Here is a 17,946-nt window from a genome sequence, read left to right as displayed (position 1 = left end):
ATCTGATGTGGCAATTTTTTCACAAGCTGGGTTCTCCCAAATGGTTCTTCGGGATTGCAACCCGGTTGATGCCCTGGCTGCTGGCGGGCGGCATACTCCTGTTGATGGCGGGCATTGTCTGGGGGCTGGCATTCGCACCCAGGGATTATCTTCAGGGCAACAGTTACCGGATTATTTTTATCCACGTACCGACCGCCTTTCTTGCCCAGTCCGTTTACATCATGATGGCCGTAGCGGCGGTGGTGACCCTGGTATGGCGCATGAAGCTGGCGGATGTTTTCATTAAGGCGGTGGCACCGGTAGGGCTGGTATTAACGTTCCTTGCACTGTTTACCGGAGCTGTCTGGGGCAGGCCGACCTGGGGAACCTGGTGGATCTGGGACGCCCGGCTGACATCCATGCTGATCCTGCTGTTTCTTTATGGCGGCGTGATTGCCCTGGACCGGGCCATCAATGATGAAAAGTCGGCGGCCCGGGCGGTGGCTATTCTCGTACTGGTCGGGGTAGTGAATATCCCGATTATCAAATACTCCGTGGAGTGGTGGAATACCCTGCACCAGCCGGCTACCTTCAAGCTGACTGACAAGCCCTCAATGCCCGCGGACATGTGGGTTCCGTTGCTGCTTTCAGTTCTTGGCCTGTATCTGCTGTTTGGCTGGCTGGCCTGTTTACGGATGCAGACAGAGATTCTGCTCCGCGAGCAGCGAACTCGCTGGGTAAAAGAGTATGTTATGGCCGGGAGGGGCTGATGTATGGCGTTTGATTCCTTTTCGGCATTTCTGGTGATGGGAGGCCACGGACCCTATGTCTGGGCCTGTTATGGTGTCTTCTTCATCCTGATGGTCGCGATGATGGTCTGGTCTGTAATCCGCCGCAAGGCAGCGATTGAATCCTGCCGGCGCGGTTATGAGCTTCAGGCTGGCAGGAGCGAACAACAGGCTGTCCGCGGCTCTGCGGCTTCCTTCACCCGCGTAAACGTTTCCCACGACTGAATGGCAGGTATCTGATGCATCCGATCCGAAAAAAACGCCTGACTATTGTCCTGTTCCTGCTAGTGGGGCTGGGCATCGCTGTAGCGTTGACAACCTATGCCCTGCGCCAGAACATCAACCTGTTCTATGACCCCAGCCAGATCTCCGCCGGTGAAGCGCCGGTGGATGTCAGAATCCGGGCGGGCGGAATGGTCGAGGAGGGATCGGTGGTGAGGGATCCGGACAGCCTCACGGTCGAGTTCCGGGTCACCGATTTCAACGCTTCGGTACCGGTTGAATACACCGGGATCCTGCCGGATCTGTTTGCCGAAGGGCAGGGCGTGGTTGCCATGGGCAGACTGGATAATTACGGCCGCTTTGTGGCCGATCAGGTTCTGGCCAAACACGATGAGAATTACATGCCGCCGGAAGTTGCTGATGCGCTGGAGAAGGCATCAAAAGGCCAGAACAAGGCCAGTGAGAGTGCGAAAACTGTATCCTATTGAACTTAAACGCTTCACCTAACAGCCTGGTTTCTGGAGGGCTTTGATGTATCCCGAACTCGGACAGCTTGCACTGATACTCGCGCTGTTGTTGGCAGTGCTCCTTTCCGTAGTACCCCTGACGGGGTCCCTGACTGGCAGAGACAATCTCCAGGCCTTCGCCAGGCCGCTGGCATCCGGCGTGTTCGTGTTTGTTGGCCTCGCCTTCGCGATCCTGACCCATGCCTTTGTCACAGATGACTTTTCAGTGTCTTACGTCGCTAACAATAGCAACAGCATGCTGCCCTGGTACTTTAAGTTCAGTGCCGTCTGGGGTGGTCATGAGGGCTCGCTGCTGCTCTGGATATTGATGCTCGCAGGCTGGATTCTGGCCGTGGCCATCTTCAGTCGTCGACTGCCTTCGGTGATGGTTTCCCAGGTACTGTCGGTGCTCGGCATGGTCTGCGTCGGTTTCCTCCTGTTCATCGTGATTACATCGAACCCGTTTGACCGCCTGTTGCCCAATGTCCCGGCGGACGGTGCGGACCTGAACCCGCTGCTTCAGGACTTCGGTCTTATCGTTCATCCGCCCATGCTTTACATGGGCTATGTCGGTTTCGCGGTGGCTTTTGCCTTTGCCATTGCCGCGCTGATCAACGGCCGCCTGGATGCCGCCTGGGCACGCTGGTCACGGCCCTGGACCACAGTCGCCTGGGCCTTCCTCTCGCTGGGAATCGCGCTTGGCAGCTGGTGGGCTTACTACGAGCTTGGCTGGGGTGGCTGGTGGTTCTGGGATCCGGTGGAAAATGCGTCCCTGTTGCCCTGGTTGTCGGGTACTGCGTTGATGCATTCGCTGGCGGTCACTGAAAAACGGGGCGTATTCAAGAGCTGGACCGTGCTGTTGGCGATTGTTACTTTCGCCCTCAGTCTGCTGGGTACCTTCCTGGTCCGTTCCGGAGTGCTGACCTCCGTTCATGCCTTTGCCTCCGACCCTGAGCGGGGTACCTTCCTGCTTGCGCTGCTGGCGGTAACCGTAATTGCCAGCCTGGCGCTCTATGCCTTCCGGGCGCCGGTGGTTCATGTCCGCTCCCGTTACGGGTCGCTGTCCCGGGAAATCTTCCTGCTGCTGAATAACGTGCTGCTGGTCTCAGCCACGCTGCTGGTGGCCGTTGGCACGCTTTACCCGCTGGTTCTTGATTACCTGGAACTTGGCAAGCTGTCGATCGGTGAGCCGTTCTTCAACCTCACCTTCAGCCCGCTGGCCGTGGCGACCGGCCTGTTGCTGGGTGCCGGAATATTCTCCCGCTGGAAGAAGACCGACGGTGGCTGGCTGGCACGCAAACTGTTGTGGCCCCTGGCGGTCAGCGTTATCGCCAGCACGGCCGTTGTGATTGGCTATGGTGGCTTCAGGCCCTGGGCGTTTCTGGGTGTGTTTGCTGCCATGTGGGTAGTGGTCGCCACGTTCTGGGACCTGTGGGACAAGTCGTCCTCCAGAAAAGGTCGCATCCACGGCCTCAGGCGCCAGTCCCGCAGCTACTACGGCATGGTGCTCGGCCACCTGGGCCTGGCGATTACCATGGCAGGGGCCACGGTGGTGTCCAACTACGGCATTGAGCGGGATGTTCGCATGGTGCCCGGTGATGTGGCGACCGTCGGTGATTACCGGTTTGTGTTCAAGGATATCGGTGAGCGCCGTGGTGCCAATTTCACCGCTCAATACGGAAGCTTTGACGTGCTCCTGGACGGTAAGCGTGTGGCGGAGCTGCACCCCGAGAAGCGTGAGTATTCGGTGGGTATGAGCGTTATGACCGAAGCGGATATCGATGCGGGCCTGTTCCGGGACATCTTCGTAGCGATTGGCGAACGCATTTCCGACGACGCCTGGGCCATCCGTCTGCAATACAAGCCCCTGGTGCGCTGGCTCTGGTTGGGCTCCCTGTTCATGGCGGCAGGTGGATTCCTGGCCATTGCTGATCGTCGTTACCGGATCCGGGAGCGGGCAGAGCAGAAGGTGAGTGCCACTGCGCCGGCTGCGGACACCGGCTCCGCCAGTTCCGCAGGAGCCGTGTCATGAAGCGGTTCCTGCTCTTTCTCCCGTTACTCGTTGCCGTCGTGATTGGCGTAGTGCTGTTTGCAGGCATCGGCAAGGACCCTACCAAACTGGAGTCGGCACTGGTTGGCAAACCAGTCCCTGAGTTCAGCCTGCGGGATCTGCACAACCCCGATGCCATGCTGGATCAGAGCCTGTTTCGCGGTCAGATTACCCTGTTGAATGTGTGGGGTACCTGGTGTCCGGCCTGCCGGGATGAACACGATGATCTGATGTGGCTGGCAGAGGAAAAAGGTGTGGCCATCATCGGCCTCAACTACAAGGACAACCGTGAAGATGCCCTGGTCTGGCTCGACCGGCTGGGCGATCCATACCAAAAAACGATTTATGATCCGAAGGGGACCCTGGGGTTTGATCTGGGTGTCTACGGCGCACCGGAAACCTTCGTGATTGACGCCGATGGTGTTGTTCGTTACCGCCATGTTGGTGTGATCAATGAGACGGTCTGGGAACAGACATTGCAACCGGTAATCAACGAATTGCAGGGGAATGGCTGATGCCGAGGATTGTTTTTCTTGCCCTGGCGGTTCTGATCTCCGGGGTTGCAGCTGCGGAAGTGGCGGACGTATATGATTTCGAGGACCGGGCCCAGGAACAGCGGTATCAGAATCTGATCGCCGAGCTGCGCTGCCCGAAATGCCAGAACCAGAATATCGCCGACTCCAACGCGCCAATCGCCAGGGATATGCGGGATGAGGTCTACCGAATGATGAAGGGCGGTGCCGGCAATGACGAGATTGTCGAGTCGCTGGTCGGACGTTTTGGTGAGTTCGTGCGCTATAAGCCGGAATTCGACAGCCGTACGTTCCTGCTTTGGGCGACACCTGCGATCGCCGTATTCGGTGGGCTGTTGGTGGTGGCTGTCGTGATTATCCGCTCCCGGCGGGCAGGAGCTGAAAATCCCGCCCTCAGCGCTGAAGAGAAAGCCCGTGTAGACAGGATGCTGGCAGAGAAGGAACAGGACGGAACCTCCTGAAATTTTGCCTTCTGGCTTTCACGCCGTTACCCGATTTAATTCTGAACCTGTGACTGGAATTCCATGACTCAAACTTTCTGGATTGCCGCAACGGTACTCATCATTATTGCCCTGGCGTTCGTGCTTTACCCGGTGTTTTTTCACCGGACTGGCACCAGAAAACAGACCGATCTTAAAAACCAGAACCTGATGGCCTATCGCTCCAGAATGAAGGAGCTCGACAGGGAGTATGAGGCCGGCATCCTGGACGACGAAAACTATCACCAACTGAAGGAAGAACTGGCCGGTGCCATGCTGGATGACGTGCCGGAGGACGAGCGCCCGAGGCCGGTCATCAGTGGCCGGGGAAGCGCCATGGCCGTTGCTCTCGTGTCTATCCTTTTGGTTCCGGCGGCAGCGTTCTACCTGTATCAGCAGTGGGGCGCGATGGACGGGGTTGAACAGTTCATCACCATGCAGGAAATGGGCGCCACCGATGGCGCGCGGCAGGCTCAGATGGCTGAGCTTTCCGAACAGCTGCGCGAGCGCCTTGAAGCCAGCCCGGATAACCCGGAGGGTTGGGCCATGCTGGGTCGCACCTATATGAGTCTGGAACGGTACGACGATGCGGCCTGGGCGTTCCGGCAACTGGCCAGCACGGTAAAGGAGGATGACCGGGCAGAATCGGTGGCTTATGGTCTCGCCGCCCAAGCGCTGTTCTTCGGTAGCCAGGGGGCCATGACTGAGGAGGTCACTGGTGCCATCGAACAGGCCCGTGAGTTGAATCCCGACGAGGTTAATGTCCTTGGCTTGCTGGGTATCAACGCGTTCAGCCAGCAAAATTATCGCGAGGCCATCGAATACTGGGAGCGGATTGAGACCGTCGCTCCGGATCATCCCCAGATTGCTTCCATCCGTGAGGGAATACGTGAAGCCTACACCCGGTTGGGAGAGAAACCGCCGGAACTGGCTGCCGAATCCGAAGCTGCCGGCACAGGGGTTACCGTGCGGGTAACACTGATTGAAGCTTTCAGGGATCAGGTGCCTGCGCATACCACGCTGTTCCTGTTTGCACGCCAGGCTGGCGCCCAGCAAGGGCCACCGCTGGCAGTGGCAAGACTGACGGCGGATCAGTTGCCTGCAGAAATACGCCTGGACGACAGCTATTCCATGTCACCCCAAGCCAGAATTTCCGATGCTGAAGAAGTGGTGATTACTGCCCGGCTCAGCCGGTCCGGAAGTGTGAGCGCCCAGCCGGGAGACTGGCAGGGCAGCACGGATATGCCGGTGGCGGTGGGCGATGGCCGGGGCGAGCCGGTCGCCATTGTGATCGATCAGCAGCTGACCAACTGACCGGCCCCGCAGGCTCTTAGGCAAGCCCTCGGGGATAGAGCGGCGGCAGGTCAGCCCGGGCCTCCGGCTTTGCGGTCGCTTCCCTTATTTGCTCCAGTGCCCCGACCATGGGGCGTCCATCCCAGTCGTCCGTGCCGTGTCCGGGCGCGAAAAGGCGAGCCTGCAGTTTTCTGATCTCCGCGGTTAACGCCTCGTTCCGGAAATGGCTGGCAACGTCTGCCGCAGAATGAAAGCCGTGACCGGGTGTGTGCAGGCTGGCCCATTCCACCAGCAGTTCCGGCGTTGTCGCAGAACCGTCCCGGGCGGCCTTGATGAGTCGGTTAAAGGCGGCCCGATCATTTCTGTTTTCGCTGGTAACCGGCAGTTTTGCCGGATTCCTCCGTGACCGCCACCAAGCCAGCAAAGTGCCGCCCCATAGCACCGCCAACACCAGACTGAGCCATTGCCAGAGGCTGGTCCGGTCCGGAGCCTGGTTATCCGGCGAATCGGACGCCACGTTTTTTGCGGGTGTCTCCCCGTCTGTTTTAGCTGTGTTCTCCGGCGGTACTGCGCCAGCAGCATCAGGGCCCGTTACCGTCAGCGTTTTTTCCGGAATCTCAGCAACACGTTCGCGATCAGCTTCCGTGTCCCACCAGTGAATGCGGATGGCCGGCAGGGTCATCTGCCCGGCCTCAACGGGCACCAGGGCCACTGACTGCGTCAAGGATGAGGAAAGACCGTCGGGCATTGTCTCGGTGATTCGCTCGGGTTGTTCCGGATAACTCCTCAAACCCGGTGGTACCGCATTCGGCAGTGGCGGCAGCGTCTCCGAGGGCAGGTTGGCTGCTGTCAGGCGGATTTCCCGGGTGATGTTTTCACCAGTTTTGACGTCAAGAGTTGGCGGCAACCCGGCTTCTGTCAGGCTTACGCTGCTTGCCGGCAACCAGGTTTTCCCGGTGAACTGCGATGGCACCTCCTTGACCGGTATTTCAAACAGCTCCTCGCTGTCCCTGAGGAATTTAAGCTTGCCTTGGGCGTCCCGGGACTGCCCTTCAAACCGGATCGGCGGGAGCCTGAAGTTGCCCGGGCGCTGGGGAAACAGGGCATAGCGGCGTTCCACCACACGATAGCGCACCCCGTCACGGTAGCGTGAGAATTCCTGTTGCTTGCCGAGCGGTTCGATAACGACATTGGGGTGCTGGGGTTCCGACAGTTCGCCCCGGATCAGGTTGCCGCGGAAGAACAGGCGAATGGTCAGAATCAGTTGCTCCTGCACATAAACCTCGGCCTTATCGGCAGACAGTTCAATAAAGCTGTCACGGCCGGTGTCCGCCTGATCCGGTGGCGTGCCGTCCACAACTTCCACTGTGACAGGCTCGGAAACGGCGCCCTTGAAAGTGAGGGCGGGAATGGTCAGTTCACCGGTGGTTGTCGGGGCAAGCTGGTAGGTCCAGGTGATCTCACCCACCATCTGGTTGTTGATGGTCTGGATGCTGTACTGCTGGTTCTGCGCGAGGATCTCGAAATCCGGCTGTACCTTCTCGATATCGGGTTTGGGCAGGTTGGACATGTCGAAATCGAACAGGTTACCCAGGTTGATATCGATTTCCATACTGCCTTTGACCGTCAGGGTCATCACCTCACCCTCGTAAAGCCGGGTTCTGTCTGGCTCGACTGTGAGCACTTGCGCCTGGACCGGCAGCCAGATTGCCGCCAGAAGAAAAAGACAGACAGCCGCTGTGATCAACCGTTTTACCATGGTGTATCGCCCTCATCGGATGGAGTCTGGCGTTGTTGATACTGTTGCAGAAACTTGCGCTGTAACAGGCCGCCCGGGTTATCGGGAACCCGTCTGAGCGACTGCTCCTGGCTCTGTGTCAGGGGTGTTTCAGAAATCGGCGCAGGAGCCCGGGGCTGGTTCGTCTGTGACTCCTGTTCTCCCGATACCTGTTCCGGAGTCTGCCCCTCCTGTTCATCCCTCTGCCTATCCGGTTCGCGATTCTGTTCGCCTGGTTCTTCGCGGTTCCCGGATGAACGCTGGCTGTTCCCGGAGTTCTGCTGCTGCTCGTTGCCAGAGTCACCGGGATTTTTATCGTTTCCCGGCTGGCTTTGATTATCCTGCGGCTTGTTGCCATCGCTGCCCGGGGATTCTGATGGGTCTTTCTGTTTGTTGCTCTGACTGTCACCATTGCCCTGATTTTTCTGCTTCAGTAATTCTTCGACAATCTTCAGATTGTGGCGGGCATCTTCCATATCCGGACTCTCTGCCAGGGCATGATTATAAGCTGCGAGGGCCTCTTCGAGTTTGCCGGCTCTGGCCAGTGCGTTGCCCCGGTTGTAACTGGCGCGGGGCCCTTCGGCCCGGGAAAAGACCTGGGCGGCCGCATCATACTGGCCAGACCGATACAGTGCGGAGCCTTTCCATTCGGGATCATCCAGCCGGGCGGCTGCCTGCTTCGGATCGTTCTGGATCAGTTCGGGGGCTCTCTGATCCTGGCGCTGCCAAAGGTCGGCCCAGGTCATGGCTGCTGCCGGCTGTGGAAACGCCGGTAAAAGTACCAGAGCCAGGGCGGTAAATGCGCCCCGGCGCCATCCCAGAAGAATCAGGGGGGCGGCCAGCCAGAGCAGCCAGTAACCGTCATCCTGCCAGCGGCTGACGGTCAGCCCTGCACTTGTATCCTGCCAGCCACCGGTGTCTTTCGGACTGAGTTCAAGGGATTCAATATCGGTGTTGTTGAGGGTCAGTTCGTGGCTCTGGCCCCCGGTGCTCCGGGCCAGTTCCGACAGGGCATCGGGGGTGGCACGGCTGATCACAATTTCGCCGTTTTCACGAATGAATCCGCGGCGGGCCAGGGGAATGGGGCCACCTTCTTCGGTTCCCACAACCAGGCTGTTGAGCGCATATCCGGTTTCGGACAGGGTATCCCGTATTTCAGGCCAATAGCGTTCACTGATCTGGTCGGTGATTATCAGAATCCGGCCGTCACCCGGTGCACCCTGTGTCAGCAGATCGGCCGCCCTGGCGATGGCAAGGTCAGCGCGATTGCCGGTGGCTGGCATAATCACCGGATCAAGCACGTCCAGCATGCCCTCAATGGTTCTGGTATCGTCGGTCAGCGGTGTGACCACGTGGGCATCACCGGCGTACACGAGCAGCCCGGTCAGGCTGCCCTGCCGTACCGCGAGAATATCCCGGATTTTCCGTTTGGCCCGGGTCAGACGGTCGGGTTCTACGTCTGTTGCCAGCATGGAGAGTGAGAGATCAAGTGCAATCACAAGGCTGTCACCCGGCTGTTTAAGCGGGGTAGGCGCTTCCCGCCATGCTGGTCCGGCAAGGGCAGTGGCCAGAACGACCAGGGCAATGGCAGCCGGTAACATAGGGGATTTCGAGGTTCTGCCTGATGTGCCTTCGTGGCGTATGACAGGCGACAGCAAGCGGGCCGGAATGAGCCGGGACCAGCCGCTGTCCCCCAGATGTAACTGGCGGAACGCCAGATACATCAATGGCAGCAGGAGAACCAACAGCAGCCAGAGCGGGCGCAGGAAGTGAAAATCAGCCAACATCCGGTTCCCCCTCTCTTTGCTGGCGACGCGTGGCCATTATCTGGCCCATCCGCCGGTACAGAAACAACATGCCCCACAAGGCCACCGCAAGGCCGGCGGGCCATGCATAGAGTTCAGTGACAGGGCGGTAGTATTTGCCCTCCAGTTCGATGGGCTCCAGCTGATCAATGCTTTCATAGATGAGCTCAAGCTCCGGCAGGCTACGGGCCCGGAAATACTCGCCACCGGTCTGCTGGGCCATCCGGGTCAACAGGCTCTCATCCAGATCGCGGGACGGGTTGACGCGGCGCGACCCCAACAGGCCACGTTGCACTATGGACTCTGCGCCGATGCCGATGGTGTAAATCCGAATGCCGGCGGCAGTGGCAATCTCGGTGGCCTTGTCCGGTGTTATTTCGCCGGCGGTGTTGGCGCCATCAGTGAGCAGCACCATCACTCGCTGGCCTTCGGGTCTGTCCCGGAGCCGCTTGGTGGCAAGGCCAATGGCGTCACCGATGGCGGTGGCACGGCCGGCCATACCGAGGCCGGCTTCCCGCATCAGGGTTCTGACGGTTTCAAGGTCAAAGGTCAGGGGCGCCTGGACGTAGGGTTCGGTGCCGAACAGGATCAACCCCAGCCGGTCGCCCTGGCGGCGGGAAATGAAGTCATCAAGGACCCGCTTTACAGCTTGCAGCCGGTTAATGCTCCGGCCCTGAAGCACCATGTCCTGCTCATCCATACTGGGAGAAATATCCACCACGAGCATCAGGTCCCGGCCGGACACCGGCATCTGCGTTTGTTCGCCAACGTGCTGCGGCCGGGCCAGGGCAATGACCAGTAATACCCACATCAGGAGCAGCAGCAGTTTCTGCCACAGCGGCACAGCGTTGCCCCGGCGGCTGACGCCGGGCAGGTCTGACAGCCAGTGGCCAACCGGCAGAACCGGCGCATCCACCGACTGCCCCTGAGGTTTGCGCCATTGAAGCAGCAGGGGAATGATGACCAAAGTCAACACCCAGGGCCAGGCAAGGTTCAGCATTTCTGGCCTCCCAGCCACAGTCTGGCAAATGTCAGTGCCTGAGCAGGCTCGCTTGAAACCGAAGGCCGCCAGGCGCTTTCTACCAGGGCCTCAGTCACCGGTCTTGAGGCAACCCGGTGTTCGGGGGCTGTGGCTAACAGGAATTCCACCCAGGCATCACCGGTCAGGGCTTCCGGGTGCGATTGAGGGTATCGTTCCCGGGCGGCCTGCTTCAGGAGCGTATTCAGTTGCACAAACCATTGGGGATCGGGGGCCGCTGAGCGCTCCAGCATGGCCAGTTCCGACTGTGCCGACCGGAGCCAGCGGTTCCTGCGCCTGCGCCTGAGGATCAGCCAGGTCACTGCAGCGATAAGAGCGATCGCCAGAATGGCCAGAATCCACCAGCCGGGCGCCGGTGGCCAGAAACCTCCAGGACCGGGCAGGTGAATGTCTCTGAGTTGGCTGAGCGGGTCTTGCGGATTCACCCGATTCGCCCCCCTGGTCCGAGCAGTGATTTCAGGGCCACCGCTGGATCGTCTCCGGTCGAAACAGTTGCCGCAGTAACGCCAGAGGTCCGGAAGCAGTCTTCGAGCTGCCGTTCATGGCTGGCCACCTTCTCATGCCAGGCCCTCTGGAAGCGCGGATTGGCGGCATCAAACCAGACCGGGCCGTCCGGGCCCGCTACCGCGAACCGCCCGGTTTTTGGTAATTCCCTTTCCAGGGGGTCGACAACTCTAAGTGCACTGACAGCATTGTGGCGGGCCAGGGCGCCCAGCAGTTTCCCGGTCTCCGGGGAGATCTCCAGAAAATCGCTGATCACGAAAATCCGGCTGCCGGTATGGGCAACCCGGCGTGCCTCAGTCAGGGCGGTATCCAGTCTGCCCTGGCTGGCACCTTCATTCAGCGCCGGTTCGTGACTCGCCCGGTGTTGCTGCTCCGCCAGGGTATCCAGCAGCCGTAGTACCGATTTCTTGCGCCGGGCCGGGCGCTGAACGCTCAGTGTTTCACCATTAAAGACAATGCTCCCCACCTGGTCTCCGGACCAGAGAGCCAGCCAGGCGAGGATAGCGGCAAGCTGGGCACAGCGCACCTGTTTAAAGGCGCCGGTACTGGCAAAAAACAGGCTCGGGCCAAGATCGCACAACAGCAGTACCGGCCGTTCCCGCTCTTCCTCGTAGAGCTTGGTATGCGGCGCCTGGCGCCTGGCGGTTACCCGCCAGTCAATACTGCGGATGTCATCGCCGGGCTGGTATAGCCTGACTTCGGCAAAGGCCATGCCCCGGCCCCGCTGGGGCGATCGCTGAAGGCCGGCCTGACGGGAACGTGCCGGCCGTGCCGAAGGCAGCTTCAATGCCCTGGCATCCGCCTGCAGGCGGATGAGATCCGCCAGCCTGATGTAGGTTGCTGTGTCGGTGTTCGGCATTCCTGACGGCTCCCGTGAATTACTTCCGTCGTCGGTTTCAGGCACTCACCGGAACACGTTCGATCAGCCGCTCGATCACGGTGTCTGCAGTCATGCCTTCGGCCTCGGCCTCGAAGGTCAGCAGAATGCGGTGGCGCAGCACATCAAAGGCCATGGCCCGGACGTCGTCGGGCGTGACATAGTCGCGGCCATCAAGCCATGCCAGGGCTCGGGCGCAGCGATCCAGGGCGATAGTGCCGCGGGGACTGGCGCCGAAGGCGGTCCAGCGGGCGAGTTCCGGGTCCAGGGCTGCCGGGTCCCTGGTCGCCAGAACCAGTGCGAGCAGGTACTGCTCGACAGCCTCTGCCATGTAGATGTCGGCCACCTCCGTCCGGGCCTCAAAAACCTGTTGGGCCGTGAGGCGGAGGTCTGTCTTTGGCATGCCCTGCCGATAATCGTTCCGGGCGAGCTGGAGAATGGCTTTCTCAGCTTCCGCCGACGGGTAATGGATGACCACGTGCATCAGGAATCGGTCCAGTTGCGCTTCGGGCAGCGGATAGGTGCCTTCCTGCTCAATCGGGTTCTGGGTGGCCATCACCATGAACGGCTGGTCCAGAGCGAAGGTGCGCATGCCCACGCTGATCTGTCTCTCGCCCATGGCCTCCAGCAACGCCGATTGCACCTTGGCGGGCGCACGGTTGATCTCATCGGCAAGCACCAGGTTGTGGAAAATGGGGCCGCGCTGGAACTCAAACTGTCCCGTTTCCGGCCGGTAGATTTCGCTGCCGGTGACGTCTGACGGCAGCAGGTCCGGAGTGAACTGGATTCGGTGGAAATCCCCTTCCAGGTGTTCTGCCAGGGCCTTGATGGCGGTGGTTTTAGCCAGGCCGGGAGCCCCTTCCACAAGCAGGTGACCGTCTGCGAGCAGGGCGATCAGCAGGCGATCCACCAGTTTTTCCTGCCCGATTATCCGTTTGGCTAACTGTGCCCGTAACTCACCGAACGTATGCTGTAACGACATTGGAAGTGACTGCTCCCTCTCTGTTTGAGGTTTTTCCGGAGAAACCCGTATCGTGCGTAGGTAGTTGCCGCAGTTTTGGCGTCTGGCCGGCAAAAATCAAGGGCTTGACTATGCTTATGTGACGATACTGCGATTACGTTTATTTCACACTAACTGAGGTCGACCATGAATGCGCTGACAGTGGCCAGCAAGGATCAGTTCTTTGAACAGTTGGCTGACGCCTTTGCAAAGAAGATTACCAAAACCGAAGCCAAAAGAATCAGCGAATTTGCCAAGCAGCATTATGCGCACATCCCCCTGGAAGAGCTGGTCAGCCGACGATTCTCAGATACCTACGGTGCCGTACTGGCGGCCTGGCAATTTCTGCAGAAGCGCTCCGCCGAAAAAACCTCGGTTGCGGTTTTCAATCCGGACCTGGAAAGCGACGGCTGGGAGTCGACCCATACTGTCGTTTTTATTCTGCACCCCAATATGCCGTTCCTGATTGATTCCCTGCGCATTGCCATTAATCAGCGCGAAATCGGTACTCACTCGATCCAGCACTCAATTCTTCAGGTCGAGCGGGACAAAGAAGGCAAACTGAAGAAGCTGCACAGCACAAAAAAGAGTACCTCCGGATCCGCCTATGAGGCCTTTATCGTTCTGGAAATTGACCGGCACAGTAACCCCGAGGATCTCCGGGATCTGGAAGACACGCTGCAGAACGTGCTCCATGAAGTCCGGATTGCAGTATCCGATTTCCCGGTGGTGACCGAGAAGGTGACCGAGATTATCGGGGAGCTGGACAGTACCACCGCCGGTATCAACGACGAGCAGAAAGCGGAGGCCCGGGCGTTTCTTGAGTGGCTGGCACGGGATCACTTCACCTTCCTGGGTTACGACGAATACGATTTTGCCAAAGACAAGAGCGGAATGGTGGTCCGGCGGGTCGAGAATTCCGAGCTGGGTATCCTGAGAGTCAACAACGAGCGGCCGGACAGGGTGCGTCTAAACGAGCTGCCCCAGCGCACCCGGCATGAGATGACCCGGACCGACGATATCTTTATCTTCGCCAAGTCGGCCCAGCGTTCAAGGGTTCACCGCCCGGCCTACCCGGACTATATCGCGGTCAAGAAGTTCGACAGCAAGGGTGAGGTTGTTGGCGAGCGTCGCTTCCTGGGGTTGTATACCGCCCGGGTCTATAACGAGCGGCCGGATGAGATTCCGTTGCTCCGCCGTAAATTCCAGAGTGTGATAAAGCGCTCCGGGTTCCTCCGGGATGACTACGCCGGCAAGGAGCTGGAGCAGATTCTGACCCTCTATCCCCGGGATGAGCTGTTCCAGATCGAGCCGGACGAGCTGCTGAAGGTGGCCAAAAGCATCCTGTACATTCAGGAACGCCGCCGTATTGAGCTGTTCATGCGGGAGGATGTTTATGGCCAGTTTGTGACCTGCCTGGCGTTTTTCCCGAGAGATATCTACAACACCGAACTTCGCCTGAAAGTGGAGCAGGTGCTGGTTGACCGGCTCGGCGCCGAGGACGTTGAGTTTGTTACCCATTTCTCGGAATCCGTGCTGGCCCGGGTCCAGTTCACCATCCGTGTACCCCAGGTTGAAAACCGCCAGCTGCCAACGGCCGAAATCCGTGAGAAAGTCATTGAACTGGCGCAATCCTGGCGTGACGGCCTCGCCGAGGCACTGAGCGAGGCATACGGTGAAGAGCAGGGCAATGAGCTCTACCGGCTCTGGGCCGGCGGCTTCCCGGCCAGCTATACCGACATGTTCTCGGCCAGGCGTGCTGCGATCGATCTTGAGCATATCTCGGCGTCCGCCATCAAAGGCGACCTTGCCATGAGCTTCTATCGGGCGCTGGAAGAGGATGAGAGCACACTGCATTTCAAGTTATTCTATCCGGACGAACCGCTGCCCCTTTCAGACGTGATGCCGATCTTCGACAATCTGGGCTTCCGTGTCATTGGCGAGCATCCGTTCGAGGTGACCGACCGCCATAACAAGACAGTCTGGATTCACGATTTCACCCTTCATGCTCACACCGGCGATGTGGTAGACATTCATCGTATCCGACCGATTTTCGAGGAATTGTTCCGACGGGTCTGGTACGGGGAGGCCGAAAACGATGCCTTCAACCGGATGCTGCTGTCCTCATACATGAGCTGGAGGCAGATTGCGCTTCTGCGGACCTATGCCCGTTATATGCGCCAGATCCGTTTTTCCAACAGTCAGACCTTTATCTCCAATACGCTGGTGAACCACGTTGAGCTGACGCAGCTGCTGCTGGAGTTCTTCGAAGTTCGTTTCAACCCGGAGCGGTACCAGAGTCCGGGCAAATGCCAGGCGGCCCAGCAAAAGCTGGAGATCGAGTTCAATGCGGGTCTGGAAGAGGTGGAAAATCTCAGTGAAGACCGTGTGCTACGGCTTTTCCTGGAGCTGATCCAGGCCACCCTGCGCACCAACTATTACCAGCAGGATGAAGCGGGCGGCCCCAAACCCTATATCAGTGTGAAATTCGATCCATCCAGGATTCCGGATGTACCCCTGCCGCTGCCAATGTTCGAAATTTTCGTCTATTCGCCGCGGGTTGAGGGTGTGCACCTCCGGGGTGGCAAGGTCGCCCGTGGCGGCCTGCGCTGGTCTGACCGGTTTGAGGACTACCGTACGGAGATTCTGGGCCTGGTGAAGGCTCAGCAGGTCAAGAACGCGGTGATCGTTCCGGTGGGCGCCAAAGGCGGTTTTGTTGCCAAACGCCTACCGGACCCCACGGACCGGGAAGCCTTCCAGGCAGAGGGCATCGAAGCCTATAAAACCTTTATCCGTGGTTTGCTGGATGTTACCGACAATCTGGTCGATGCCGGCATTCACCCACCGGAGCGGGTGATCCGCCACGATGAAGATGACCATTACCTGGTCGTGGCGGCAGACAAGGGCACGGCAACCTTCTCGGACATCGCCAATGGCCTGGCGGCCGAATACGGCTTCTGGATGGGCGATGCCTTCGCCTCCGGTGGCAGCAATGGCTACGACCACAAGAAGATGGGCATTACCGCCCGGGGGGCCTGGGTCTCGGTGGAACGCCATTTCCGGGAGATGGGCATCAACCCGGCGCTGGATGAATTCACCGCCATCGGCATCGGTGACATGGGCGGCGACGTTTTCGGCAATGGCTTGTTGTCCTCGGAGAAAACAAAACTGGTCGCTGCCTTTAACCATGTCCATATCTTTATCGACCCGACCCCGGATCCGGAGCGGAGTTATATAGAGCGTAAACGATTGTTCGCGCTGCCCCGTTCCGCATGGACCGACTATGACAGCAAGCTTATCTCCAAAGGCGGCGGGGTGTTCAGCCGGAACGCCAAGTCGATTCCTGTCAGCCCGCAAATGAAAAAACTGCTGGGCATCAAGCCGGACCGGGTGCCGCCGAACATGCTGATATCCCATATTCTCAAGGCACAGGTGGATCTGCTCTGGGTAGGCGGTATCGGCACCTACGTGAAGGCAAAAAGCGAATCCCACAGCGACGTCGGCGATAAAGCTAACGATGGCCTTCGAATCAATGGTTCGGAGCTGCGCTGCAAGGTTGTCGGCGAGGGCGGTAACCTGGGGTTGACCCAGCTCGGGCGTATTGAGTACGCCCTCAGGGGCGGGCGCCTGAATACCGACTTCATCGACAACTCCGGCGGCGTTGATTGTTCAGACCATGAGGTCAACATGAAAATCCTGCTGAACCGGGTGGTGGCCATGGGTGATCTCACCGGCAAGCAGCGCAACATCATGCTTGAGGAAATGACCGACGATGTGGCGGAGCTGGTGCTTAAGAACAACTACCGCCAGACCCAGGCCATCAGTATTGCCAACGAGGATGCGGCGACGCGCCTGGAGGAATACCGCCGACTGATGAACACCTTTGAGAGTGAGGGCAAGCTGAATCGGGCTCTGGAATTCCTGCCGGATGACGAAACCCTGTCTGAGCGCAAGCTGGACAAAAAAGGGCTGACCCGGCCGGAGTTGTCGGTTCTGATCTCCTATGTGAAAGGCGATCTCAAGCAGACCCTGATTAACAGCACGCTGCCGGACGATCCGATGCTGGCGGGTGAAATGTACAAGGTGTTCCCGCGGGATCTGACCCAGAAATTCTCGAAAGAGCTGGGTGAGCACCAGTTGCGCCGTGAAATCATTGCCACCCAGATTGCCAATGACATGGTTAACCACATGGGTATTACCTTTGTGGAGCGGCTGAACCAGTCCACCGGTGCTGATGCGGCCTCCATAGCACTGGCCTGGATCATTGCCCGGGATGTTTTCCGCATCGATAACTGGTGGGACAGGATTGAGAATCTGGATTTTCATGTGCCGGCCCAGCTTCAGATGCAATTGATGCAGGACCTGATGCGGCTGATGCGCCGTTCGGTGCGCTGGCTGTTGCGCAACCGTCGCGCGGAACTGAGTATCCAGAATCACATGGAACGTTTTGCCGACAGCGTCTGGGCCATTACCGCAGGACTGCCGGAGTATCTGGGAGAGCAGGCCCGGATCACCTGGGAAAAGCGGCATCAGGCACTGGTGGAAGCCGGATTACCGACAGAGCTGGCTTCCGTGGTTTCCGGTACCGGGCACCTGTACTCGTCCCTCGGTATTATCGAGGCACAGGAAGCGTCAGGAATGCCGTTGAAAACGGTCGCCAATCTTTACTACGAGCTGGGTGACCGCCTTGATCTCAACTGGTTCGCCAATGCCATTGCCGCTCTGACTCCGGCTTCCCACTGGCAGGCCCTTGCCAGGGAGAGTTTCCGTGAGGATCTGGACTGGCAGCAGCGGGCTTTGACCACGGGTGTACTGAGGCTGGCAGAAAAACCGGCAGACGTACCTGTCTGTGTGGAGGGCTGGATGGCGCGGCATCACCAGATGATCGGTCGCTGGAAAACCATGTTGTCCGAGCTTAAGGGCGTGAGAGAGCCGGAGTATGCGATGTTCTCAGTGGCCTTGCGGGAGCTTCTGGATCTGGCTCAGGCCACCATGCATCAGCCTCATGGCGAGGTTGAGGTTGAGGCTCAGACAAACTGAGTATTGCTTTGAGACCATGATTCCCGTTCAATCGTCGGCGGGGAATCACTAAAC

At 59.1% G+C, this 17,946-nt stretch carries 14 protein-coding genes; 8 read left to right on the top strand and 6 right to left on the bottom strand.

Translation table 11 applies throughout. The annotated features are described in order from the left end of the window. Window positions 1-5 precede the first annotated feature (5 nt). The 7 genes from D0851_RS04655 to ccmI all read left to right on the top strand — a co-directional run bounded on the left by D0851_RS04655 (window position 6) and on the right by ccmI (window position 5,871). Complete coding sequence (locus D0851_RS04655; protein WP_117617577.1) at window positions 6-749, top strand: heme ABC transporter permease; 744 nt, start codon at window positions 6-8, stop codon at window positions 747-749. A gap of 3 nt (window positions 750-752) precedes the next feature. After that, window positions 753-992 carry a heme exporter protein CcmD gene (ccmD, locus tag D0851_RS04650; protein WP_117617576.1) on the top strand — a complete coding sequence of 80 codons (240 nt, stop codon included), beginning with the start codon at window positions 753-755 and terminating at the stop codon, window positions 990-992. 14 nt (window positions 993-1,006) lie between these two features. Further along, on the top strand, window positions 1,007-1,477 hold the full coding sequence (gene ccmE, locus D0851_RS04645) for a cytochrome c maturation protein CcmE (protein WP_117617575.1): 471 nt from the start codon (window positions 1,007-1,009) through the stop codon (window positions 1,475-1,477). A gap of 43 nt (window positions 1,478-1,520) precedes the next feature. Continuing rightward, the gene (locus D0851_RS04640; RefSeq protein WP_117617574.1) at window positions 1,521-3,527 is read left to right on the top strand and encodes a heme lyase CcmF/NrfE family subunit; all 2,007 of its coding nucleotides are present in this window, start codon (window positions 1,521-1,523) and stop codon (window positions 3,525-3,527) included. After that, the gene (locus D0851_RS04635) at window positions 3,524-4,060 is read left to right on the top strand and encodes a DsbE family thiol:disulfide interchange protein (RefSeq protein ID WP_117617573.1); all 537 of its coding nucleotides are present in this window, start codon (window positions 3,524-3,526) and stop codon (window positions 4,058-4,060) included. Before D0851_RS04640 ends, D0851_RS04635 begins: the two co-directional genes overlap by 4 nt. Then, window positions 4,060-4,539 (top strand): cytochrome c-type biogenesis protein, encoded by a 480-nt coding sequence (locus D0851_RS04630; RefSeq protein ID WP_117617572.1) that lies wholly within the window; start codon window positions 4,060-4,062, stop codon window positions 4,537-4,539. Before D0851_RS04635 ends, D0851_RS04630 begins: the two co-directional genes overlap by 1 nt. A gap of 63 nt (window positions 4,540-4,602) precedes the next feature. Continuing rightward, complete coding sequence (gene ccmI, locus D0851_RS04625) at window positions 4,603-5,871, top strand: c-type cytochrome biogenesis protein CcmI (protein WP_117617571.1); 1,269 nt, start codon at window positions 4,603-4,605, stop codon at window positions 5,869-5,871. Between the two features lie 16 nt (window positions 5,872-5,887). Here the strand turns inward: ccmI and D0851_RS04620 are convergent, their stop codons facing one another. The 6 genes from D0851_RS04620 to D0851_RS04595 are packed head-to-tail and all read right to left on the bottom strand — an operon-like array spanning window position 5,888 to window position 12,834. Continuing rightward, a complete protein-coding gene (locus D0851_RS04620; RefSeq protein ID WP_117617570.1) occupies window positions 5,888-7,609 on the bottom strand; it encodes a BatD family protein in 1,722 nt (573 codons plus the stop codon). Then, on the bottom strand, window positions 7,603-9,414 hold the full coding sequence (locus D0851_RS04615) for a VWA domain-containing protein (RefSeq protein ID WP_117617569.1): 1,812 nt from the start codon (window positions 9,412-9,414) through the stop codon (window positions 7,603-7,605). Before D0851_RS04615 ends, D0851_RS04620 begins: the two co-directional genes overlap by 7 nt. Continuing rightward, complete coding sequence (locus D0851_RS04610) at window positions 9,404-10,432, bottom strand: vWA domain-containing protein (RefSeq protein WP_117617568.1); 1,029 nt, start codon at window positions 10,430-10,432, stop codon at window positions 9,404-9,406. The genes D0851_RS04615 and D0851_RS04610 overlap by 11 nt, the downstream gene beginning before the upstream one ends. Continuing rightward, window positions 10,426-10,896, bottom strand: coding sequence for a DUF4381 domain-containing protein (locus D0851_RS04605; protein ID WP_117617567.1), 471 nt, complete (start codon window positions 10,894-10,896; stop codon window positions 10,426-10,428). The genes D0851_RS04610 and D0851_RS04605 overlap by 7 nt, the downstream gene beginning before the upstream one ends. Further along, window positions 10,893-11,834: a DUF58 domain-containing protein gene (locus D0851_RS04600; RefSeq protein WP_117617566.1), complete on the bottom strand. Its 942-nt coding sequence runs from the start codon at window positions 11,832-11,834 to the stop codon at window positions 10,893-10,895. Before D0851_RS04600 ends, D0851_RS04605 begins: the two co-directional genes overlap by 4 nt. A 37-nt stretch (window positions 11,835-11,871) precedes the next feature. Beyond that, window positions 11,872-12,834 carry an AAA family ATPase gene (locus D0851_RS04595; RefSeq protein WP_117617565.1) on the bottom strand — a complete coding sequence of 321 codons (963 nt, stop codon included), beginning with the start codon at window positions 12,832-12,834 and terminating at the stop codon, window positions 11,872-11,874. 165 nt (window positions 12,835-12,999) lie between these two features. Here D0851_RS04595 and D0851_RS04590 point away from each other — a divergent pair, with 165 nt between their 5' ends. Continuing rightward, window positions 13,000-17,892, top strand: coding sequence for an NAD-glutamate dehydrogenase (locus tag D0851_RS04590; protein WP_117617564.1), 4,893 nt, complete (start codon window positions 13,000-13,002; stop codon window positions 17,890-17,892). Window positions 17,893-17,946: the final 54 nt, after the last annotated feature.

This window comes from Marinobacter sp. Arc7-DN-1, from assembly GCF_003441595.1.
In the GTDB taxonomy this organism is placed as follows: domain Bacteria; phylum Pseudomonadota; class Gammaproteobacteria; order Pseudomonadales; family Oleiphilaceae; genus Marinobacter; species Marinobacter metalliresistant.
This window is presented reverse-complemented; position numbering and strand designations above follow the sequence as displayed.